The sequence below is a fragment of the Streptomyces sp. NRRL B-24572 genome (assembly GCF_002156145.1).
Classification (GTDB): Bacteria; Actinomycetota; Actinomycetes; order Streptomycetales; family Streptomycetaceae; genus Streptomyces; species Streptomyces vietnamensis.
Genome location: NZ_MWIG01001237.1, coordinates 1 through 683 on the forward strand (window position 1 = coordinate 1; position 683 = coordinate 683).

Below are 683 nucleotides of genomic sequence, written 5' to 3' on the forward strand. Positions count from 1 at the left end.
GCTGATCACCGCCGAGGTCGGCACGCCGCTGGCGATCTCCCAGCGGATTCAGGCCGAGCTGCCCATTGCGAGCTTCCGCGCGGCGGCCGATCTGGTCGGCGAGGTCGAGTGGTCAGCCGAGCTGGGGAACTCCTTGGTGCTCAAGGAACCTCTCGGCGTGGTCGGCGCGATCACGCCGTGGAACTACCCGTTGCACCAGGTCGCCGCCAAGGTCTCGGCCGCGCTCGCGGCGGGCTGCACGGTGGTGGTCAAGCCCAGCGAGCTGGCGCCGTTCAGCGCGTTGCTGCTGGCCGAGGTCGCCGACGAGGTAGGGCTGCCGCCCGGCGTGCTCAACGTGGTGCCGGGCGACGGGATCACCGGAGAAGCGCTGGTCGCGCACGAACTGGTCGACGTCGTCTCGTTCACCGGCTCCCCCGCGACCGGCAGGCGCATCGGCGAACTCGCCGCCCGCGCGCCGAAACCGGTCCTGCTGGAGCTGGGCGGCAAGTCGGCCAGCGTGCTGTTGGACGGGCTCTCCGAGGAGACCGAGCAGGCCGCGCTCGCCGACGCGGTGAAGAGCTGCCTGCTCAACTCCGGCCAGACCTGCACCGCGCTGACCAGGCTCGTCGTGCCCCGGGACCGGCTGGACGCGGCGCTGAGCACGGTCGGCGACCTCATGGACCAGTACCCGGCTGGCGATCCCA

Annotated in this window: 1 protein-coding gene; it reads left to right on the top strand. The window is 71.7% G+C overall.

Features of this window, described 5'->3' with window-relative positions; all coding sequences use genetic code 11:
• Positions 1 to 683, top strand: a 683-nt coding sequence (locus CCN56_RS41515; protein WP_143664868.1) for an aldehyde dehydrogenase family protein, incomplete at both ends; no start/stop codon positions are given.